General features: G+C 71.0%; 6 protein-coding genes. 1 reads left to right on the top strand and 5 read right to left on the bottom strand.

The features are described 5' to 3' along the window. From ABZ260_RS43575 to ABZ260_RS43560, 4 genes are all read right to left on the bottom strand, one after another. The coding region (locus ABZ260_RS43575) for a serine/threonine-protein kinase (protein ID WP_355629690.1) at positions 1–871 on the bottom strand (871 nt) is incomplete at its 3' end. Further along, the gene (locus tag ABZ260_RS43570; RefSeq protein WP_355629687.1) at positions 868–2,799 is read right to left on the bottom strand and encodes a serine/threonine-protein kinase; all 1,932 of its coding nucleotides are present in this window, start codon (positions 2,797–2,799) and stop codon (positions 868–870) included. The genes ABZ260_RS43570 and ABZ260_RS43575, both read right to left, overlap by 4 nt. Positions 2,800–3,103: 304 nt before the next feature. After that, positions 3,104–3,712, bottom strand: a complete 609-nt coding sequence (locus tag ABZ260_RS43565; protein ID WP_355629685.1) for a TetR/AcrR family transcriptional regulator — start codon at positions 3,710–3,712, stop codon at positions 3,104–3,106. A gap of 151 nt (positions 3,713–3,863) precedes the next feature. Beyond that, complete coding sequence (locus ABZ260_RS43560) at positions 3,864–4,679, bottom strand: SAM-dependent methyltransferase (protein ID WP_355629682.1); 816 nt, start codon at positions 4,677–4,679, stop codon at positions 3,864–3,866. Positions 4,680–4,913: 234 nt separating this feature from the next. On the opposite strand from ABZ260_RS43560, the gene ABZ260_RS43555 reads away from it, so the two are divergent. Then, positions 4,914–5,819 carry a helix-turn-helix transcriptional regulator gene (locus ABZ260_RS43555; RefSeq protein ID WP_355629679.1) on the top strand — a complete coding sequence of 302 codons (906 nt, stop codon included), beginning with the start codon at positions 4,914–4,916 and terminating at the stop codon, positions 5,817–5,819. Positions 5,820–5,839: 20 nt separating this feature from the next. Here ABZ260_RS43555 and ABZ260_RS43550 read toward each other — a convergent pair. Next, the coding region (locus ABZ260_RS43550; RefSeq protein ID WP_355629676.1) for a zinc-binding alcohol dehydrogenase family protein at positions 5,840–6,742 on the bottom strand (903 nt) is incomplete at its 5' end.

Here is a 6,742-nt window from a genome sequence, read left to right as displayed (position 1 = left end):
GGGTGGCGGCCCGTTCACGGCCCTCGCCGAGCAGGTCGTCACCCATCTCGTAGCGCGGCGACTCCACCTGGTGGCCCAGCAACCGCAGCAGCGCCTGCGTGGCCGCCGGCCGCGCCTGCGGATCCTTGGCCAGGCACTCGCCCACCAGCTCGCGCAGCCCGTCGTCCAGAGAGCCGAGCCTGGGCTCGGCGGTCAGGATCCGGTGGATCACCGCGGGCAGCACGTCACCGCCGAAGGGAGGTTCCCCCGTCGCCGCGCACACCACGGTCGACGCCCAGGCGAACAGATCGGCCGGCGGCCCCGCGTCGCGCCCGTCGAACTGCTCCGGCGCCATGTACGGCGGGGTGCCGACGAGCTGGTCGGAGAGTGTCGCCTCGGCGTCCAGCGCGCGGGAGATACCGAAGTCGATCACCCGGGGGCCGTCGCGGGCGAGCAGCACGTTGGCGGGCTTGAAATCGCGGTGCACGACGCCGGCCTGGTGGATGGCGGCCAGCGCGGTGAGGGTCCCGATCGCCAGCCTGCGCAACTCGGCACCGCGCAGCGGGCCACGCTCGCCGATGACCTGGGCGAGGCTGGGGCCGTCGACGTACTCGCTGACGATGTACGGCGTGCCGGAGACCTCACCGTGCTCCAGCACCTGCGCGGTGCAGAAGGCCTTCACCCGGCGGGCCAGCTCGATCTCCCGGTTGAAGCGCGCCAGGGTCTGGTCGGTGGCGTCGCTCCGGCCGAGCACCTTCACCGCGACCCGCGCCCCGGAGGGTGACTCGGCCAGGTACACCGTCCCCTGACCGCCGCGGCCCAGCCTGCCGGCGATCCGGTACGGCCCGACCTCGGCGGGGTCGCCGGGAAGCGGTGGCGTGACCCCGGTCATCCGGGCGTGGCGGTGAGGCTCAGAAAGGCGGTGTCGCCCTTCTTGAGATCGGCGAGCACCCGGACGACCTTGCCGTAGAAGTCGATCACCTCGATCCTGGAGCCCTTCTTGGCGGGGTTCTTCATGATCAGATGCTGGTTGTTGAACCAGCCCAGGCTCTGCGTGCCCTTGCCGACGGTGATCGTGTATCGCCGGTTGCCGCTCACCGTGTCCCACACGCACAGGGATTTCCCATCGGGGCATCCGGTGAAGAAGAGCGCGCCCGAGGGGGAGAACCAGTCGGTGGCGTGCGGCTGGCCGACCCAGTGCATCGTCCTGATGATCCGCCCGTCCAGACCGTAGAAGTCGACCCCGTGGCTCTTGCCGTTGAAGTACCCCCGGGTGACCGAACCGTCCGGGGCGAAGGTGAAGGGCAGCGTGTCGGCGCCGACGGACTCGGTGCGCACGTGGGTGGCCTTGCGCGTCGCCACGTCCACCACCACGAACCCGTCGGACTCGCGCCTGTCGGGTCGCCGCACCGACAGCAGGACCTTCGAACCGTCCGCGGACCACACGGGGAGGGTGCCCTCCAGGGGCCGTTCGACGGTCGGCACGGTGAACTGGCTGCCGTCCCTCAGGTCGAAGATCCTCAGGTAGTCGAAGGAGGAGTCGGCGAACTTCACGAACGGGTTCAGTGCCACCAGGTCGCCCTGTGGTGACAGCACCGACTGCAGGAAGCTGCCCACCTGCCTGAAGGTGTCCTTCCCCTTCTCCCTGGCGAACGAGCCGAAGGGCTGGACGGCGCTCAGGTAGGCGCCCAGCCTGACCGTGTCCTTCGGATGCTCGTGCAGGGTGATGCCCGTCCCGGGCAGTTCGATGTCCCTGGTGGCCTTCTCCACCTTCTCCCATGCCGCCTCGGTGACCTCCGGGCTGAAAGAGGGCTGGGGGGTGAAGAGCGGGGCGAGCGAGCCCTGTGCGGTGCTCGGGGAGGGGTTCGTCCCGCCCGCGGGTGGCTCGTTCCCCGACACCGCCAGGTAGACCGTGCCGCCGGAGAGCAGGGCGACGGCCAGCGCGCCCGCGACCAGCGGCAGCGGGCGGGGGCGCCGCGCCGGACCGGTGGAGGGGGCGCCGGGCGCGGGGGAGTCCGGGGGTATCAGGTCGGATGTCAGGAACTCGCCGACCAGTCGGAGCAGGGCGTCGCTCGCGCCCGGCCGCCGCGCGGGGTCCTTGGCGAGGCAGGCCGTGATCAGCCCGCGCAGATCGTCGGGGAGCGCGCCGAGGTCGGGCTCGTCGTTGACGATGCGGTTGACCGTGCCCGCCATCGTCCCGGCGTCGAAGGGGGAGCGGCCGGAGGCGGCGAAGACCATGGTCGCCCCCCAGGAGAACAGGTCCGCGGCGGGCCCGGGGGAGGTGCCCGTGAGCCTCTCCGGCGCGCTGTAGGCGGGGACGCCGACCTTGCGGGTCGTGGTGGACGCGGTCGCCTCCAGCGCCCGCGCCATGCCGAGGTCGATCACCCGGGGGCCGTCGGGGCCGAACACCACGCTGCCGGGACGCAGGTCGCCGTGGACCGTCCCGGCCTGGTGCAGCGCGGCCAGGGCGGTCATCGTCCCGACGGCCAGCCTGTGCAGCGCGACCGCACCGAGAACGCCCTCGGAGGTCACCACCTCCTGAAGCGTCGGGCCGTCGACGTACTCGCTGACGATGTACGGCCTGTCGCCGTCCACCCCGCTGTCCAGAACCTGCGCGGTGCAGAAGGCGGGCATCTCCCGTAGCGGCTCCATCGCCTCCCTGAACCGCTCGTGGTCCACGTCCGCGGGCAGCAGTCGCACGACCACCCGGTCTCCCGAGGGGGCCGTGGCAAGGTAGACGTTCTCCCCCAGTCGCCCCGTTATCCGGTACTCGTCCACACGTTCGGGATCTCCCGCCTGGATGGGGCCGACGTCAGGCATGGCCTGGCTTCCTCTCCGGGGCATCTACGTTGAGATCACTAATTATGAGGATTCAACAGTACGAAGTGGAAAGCCGGTAATAAGAGATTAGATCTTCTTCGGATGCCGTTCCCGTGCGCCCGGTCACTCGGGCATATCTTGCCTGTATATCGCCTTTCTAGTGCTACTCATTGAAATATCCTCCCTTAGATAGGATATTCATTGATGTAGGGCCTATTTGGGTATTATTCGCCCACATGTAGCCTTTTCGGGCATGTGCCTTCGATGGCTGCCGCCCCGGCAGGCGGGGCCGTAGGGGCCCGTCCTAAGGCGCCTGCCGCTCCCGTGCTTTCCCGGTGGCGCGCCAGGGGGCGAGAACCGCGTCGAGTTCGCGGCGGAGCCAGGTCTCCAGCGGCGCCTCGCGATGGATCGCCCAGGTGACCAGCGCGCCGTTGTAGGTCGACTGCACGGAGCGGGCCAGCTGTGCGAGGTCGGTGGGCAGGAGCTCGCCGGCCTCCGTGGCCCTGGCGAGCAGGTCGTGGATCTCCTCACGCATGGCGCGGGCGTGTGCCCGCGCCTGGGCGTGGAACTCGGGGTCGCTGAGATCCTGGTGGAGGACGGCGAGGTGGTTGGAGAAGGCCACGGGGTCGGAGACCGGCCCGGCCAGGTCCGTCAGGTTGTCCAGCAGCGTCTCAAGGATCCCGTTTCGGGGGCCCGCCGCGCGCAGCCGCCGGCGGACGTGCTCGGTGTCGCCCTGGTGAAGGCCCAGCAGCAGCGCGCGCTTGGAACCGAAGCGCTGCACCAGGGTGGCGGGCGAGAGCCCCGCCTCCTTGGCGACGGCCGCCAGGGTGAGCCTGGCGGGACCGACCCGGCTGACGACCCCCGCGACCGCGGCGAAGATCGCCTCGTCGCTGACGGTTCGCGGGCGTGGCATGGATCGATGCTAGCAACGGGGGTGGGCCGGCGATCACCTCCGCCCGGAGCCGGACGCCGTTCCAGGCTCCGGGGGAGCCGGAAGCGGCGCCTGGCCCACGGCATCCGGCCCACGGCATCCGGCCCACGGCATCCGGCCTACGGCATCCGGCCTACGGCTTGCGGCCGACGGCGCCGTACTGGGCGATCCGGGTGGGCTCGCCGCCGACGCCGGCCAGCTCGGGACGCCAGAGCGAGCACGAGACCAGGCCGGGTTCGAGCAGTTCCAGGCCGTCGAGGAAGGTGGCGATCTCCTGGCCGTCGCGGGCGACGATCGGGGGCTTGGCGTGCTCGTTCCAGAAACGCATCGCCTCGACGTTGCCCTCGCCGCCGAGTTCCAGGGTCGGGTGGGTGAGCACCAGATGGCTGCCGGAGGGCACGGCGTCCATGAGCCGGCGCACCACCGACCGGGCCTCCGCGGTGTCGAGGACGAAGTTCAGGATGCCCAGGAGCATGACCGCCACCGGACGGCCGAAATCCAGTGTCTTCGCCGCGGCCCGCAGTATCGTCTCGGGGTCGCGGGCGTCGGCGTCGACGTAGTCGGTGGCGCCCTCCGGCGTGCCGGACAGCAGCGCGCGGGCGTGCACGAGTACGAGGGGGTCGTTGTCGACGTACACGACGCGCGCCTCCGGGTTCACCCGCTGTGCCACCTGGTGGGTGTTGTCCACGGTGGGCAGCCCGGTGCCGATGTCGAGGAACTGCCGGATCCCCACCTCGCCGGTCAGGTGGCGGACCACCCGCCCCAGGAACGCCCGGTCGGCGCGGGCCACATGGACGATGTTCGGGAACATCGCGAAAACACGGTCACCGACCTCACGGTCGGCGGAATAGTGGTCCTTGCCGCCCAGCCAGTAGTTCCAGACCCTGGCGTTGTGGGCGACATGCGGGTTGAGCTCGTTGGATCCGGAGGGGGGTCGCTCGCCGTCCACGCGTTCTCCTTGGGGTCGGATCGGGGCCGGGCCGGTTTCCGGGAGCCGTAAGGACCCGGCGTGCGCTCCGGCCGGCTGACTCGCCGGATCGCCGAGGCTGCCACGATCTTGCCATTACGTGTGGAGATGGTACGAATTTCTCGCGGAGAGTCTTCGTCCCACTGCGAAAAGCAACCTCGGCGTGAAAGTCTTGAAGAGTCACGGATCAAGCGGCTGCGATTCAGAGGAGCAGATTTGCGCATTGTTCGGGCGGTAAGTGCGCAGACCGATGGTCACAGCCCGGATCACCGGCAGGCCGGGCCCACCGTGGTGCGCATGCTGGTGGGCGCGCAGCTGCGGCGGCTGCGCGAGGCCGGTCACCTCACACGTGAGGAGGCCGGGGAGGCGATCCGCGGGTCGCACTCCAAGATCAGTCGCCTGGAGCTGGGGCGGACCGGTTTCAAGCAGCGCGACGTGGCCGATCTCCTCACCCTCTACGGGGTCGTCGACGACGACGAACGCGCCCCGCTGCTCGCCCTGGCCGCGGAGGCCAACAGGCCCGGCTGGTGGCAGGCCTACAGTGACGTGGTTCCCGCCTGGTTCGACGCCTATCTCGGGCTGGAGCAGGCCGCGTCCCTCATCCGCGCCTACGACGTCCAGTCCGTCCCGGAGCTGTTGCAGACCGAGGACTACGCCCGTGCTCTCATCCGGTCCGCCTGCGCCGATGCCTCCACGTCCGAGATCGAGCGCCGCGTCGCCCTGCGCATGGAACGCCGGCGACTCCTGTGGCGTCCAGAGCCCCCCACGCTCTGGGCGATCGTCGACGAGGCGGCGCTGCGCCGCCCCGTCGGAGGCCCCGAGGTGCTGCGCGCCCAGCTCAGGCACCTCATGGAGATCGTCGAGCTCGGCCATGTCACGTTCCAGGTCATGCCTTTCAGCGTCGGAGCCGCCGCCGCGGTGACCGGCCCCGCCACCATCCTGCGCTTCCCCGAGGGACAACTGCCCGATGTGGTCTACCTCGAACAGCTCACCGGCGCCCTCTACCTGGACAAGGCCGCCGACGTCGAACGTTACTGGCACATCTTGAACCGCCTGGGCCTCGAGGCCGAGCAGCCGGCCGCGACGACGGCCATCCTGCACCGCGTCCTCAGGGAGGTCTGAGCTCCTTTGGCCGGAACCGGTCAGGGGGAGGAGATCGTCAGGACGGCGGCGCCCTCGACCCGGTCGGCGGCCAGGTCGGCCAGGGCCCGGTCGGCCTCGGCCAGGGGGTAGGGCACCGTGGTCACCTGGGGTGGGTGGGCCATGGCGAGTTCCAGGTAGGCCCGGCCGTCGGCCCGGGTGTTGGCGGTGACGCTGCGCAGGGTGCGCTCCTGGAACAGGTGGCGCTGGTAGGTCAGAGGCGGGATGTCGCTTAGATGGATGCCCGCCACCGCGAGGGTGCCGCCCCGGTCCAGCGCGGCCAGCGCGACCGGTACCAGCTCGCCCACCGGGGCGAACAGGATCGCCGAGTCCAGCGGCTCGGGCGGGGCGTCCGCGGCGTCGCCCGCCGAGGCCGCGCCCAGCGTCATGGCCAGTTCCCTGGCTCTGGCCGAGCGGGTCAGCACGTGCACCGTCGCGCCCTGGGCGATGGCGATCTGCGCGGTCAGATGCGCCGAGGCGCCGAAGCCGTAGATGCCCAGACGCCCGCCGGGAGGAAGGTCACTGCGGAGCAGTGCGCGGTAGCCGATGATCCCGGCGCACAGCAGCGGCGCCAGCTTCTCCGCCGGCGCCTCCGGCGGCAGCGGGTAGGCGAAGTCCTCGGGAACGGTCAGGTATTCGGCGTAGCCGCCGTCGGCGTCCCAGCCGGTGTAGGTCGAGCGGGGACAGAGGTTCTCCGAGCCCCGCAGGCAGTAGCGGCAGTGACCGCAGGCCGAGCGGAGCCAGGCCGCGCCCACCCGGGTGCCCGGCGACAGCCGCCCGGCGCCGGGACCGGCGGCCACCACCCGGCCCACGGCCTCGTGGCCGGGTGTGGTCCTCGGACGGCGGGCCACCACGGTCCACACGAACAGCACCGACGCCACGGTCAGGCCCACGATCACCGCCGC

Origin of the sequence: Streptosporangium sp. NPDC006013 (genome assembly GCF_040614275.1) — a bacterium.
Taxonomy (GTDB): domain Bacteria; phylum Actinomycetota; class Actinomycetes; order Streptosporangiales; family Streptosporangiaceae; genus Streptosporangium.
Note: the sequence above shows the minus strand (reverse complement) of the source record. Positions and strands in the feature narration are given on the sequence as shown.

Coding starts and splice junctions, on each gene's coding strand:
- ABZ260_RS43570 (WP_355629687.1), bottom strand. CDS start 2,799: ATGCCTGACGTCGGCCCCATCCAGGCGGGAGATCCCGAACGTGTGGAC.
- ABZ260_RS43565 (WP_355629685.1), bottom strand. CDS start 3,712: ATGCCACGCCCGCGAACCGTCAGCGACGAGGCGATCTTCGCCGCGGTC.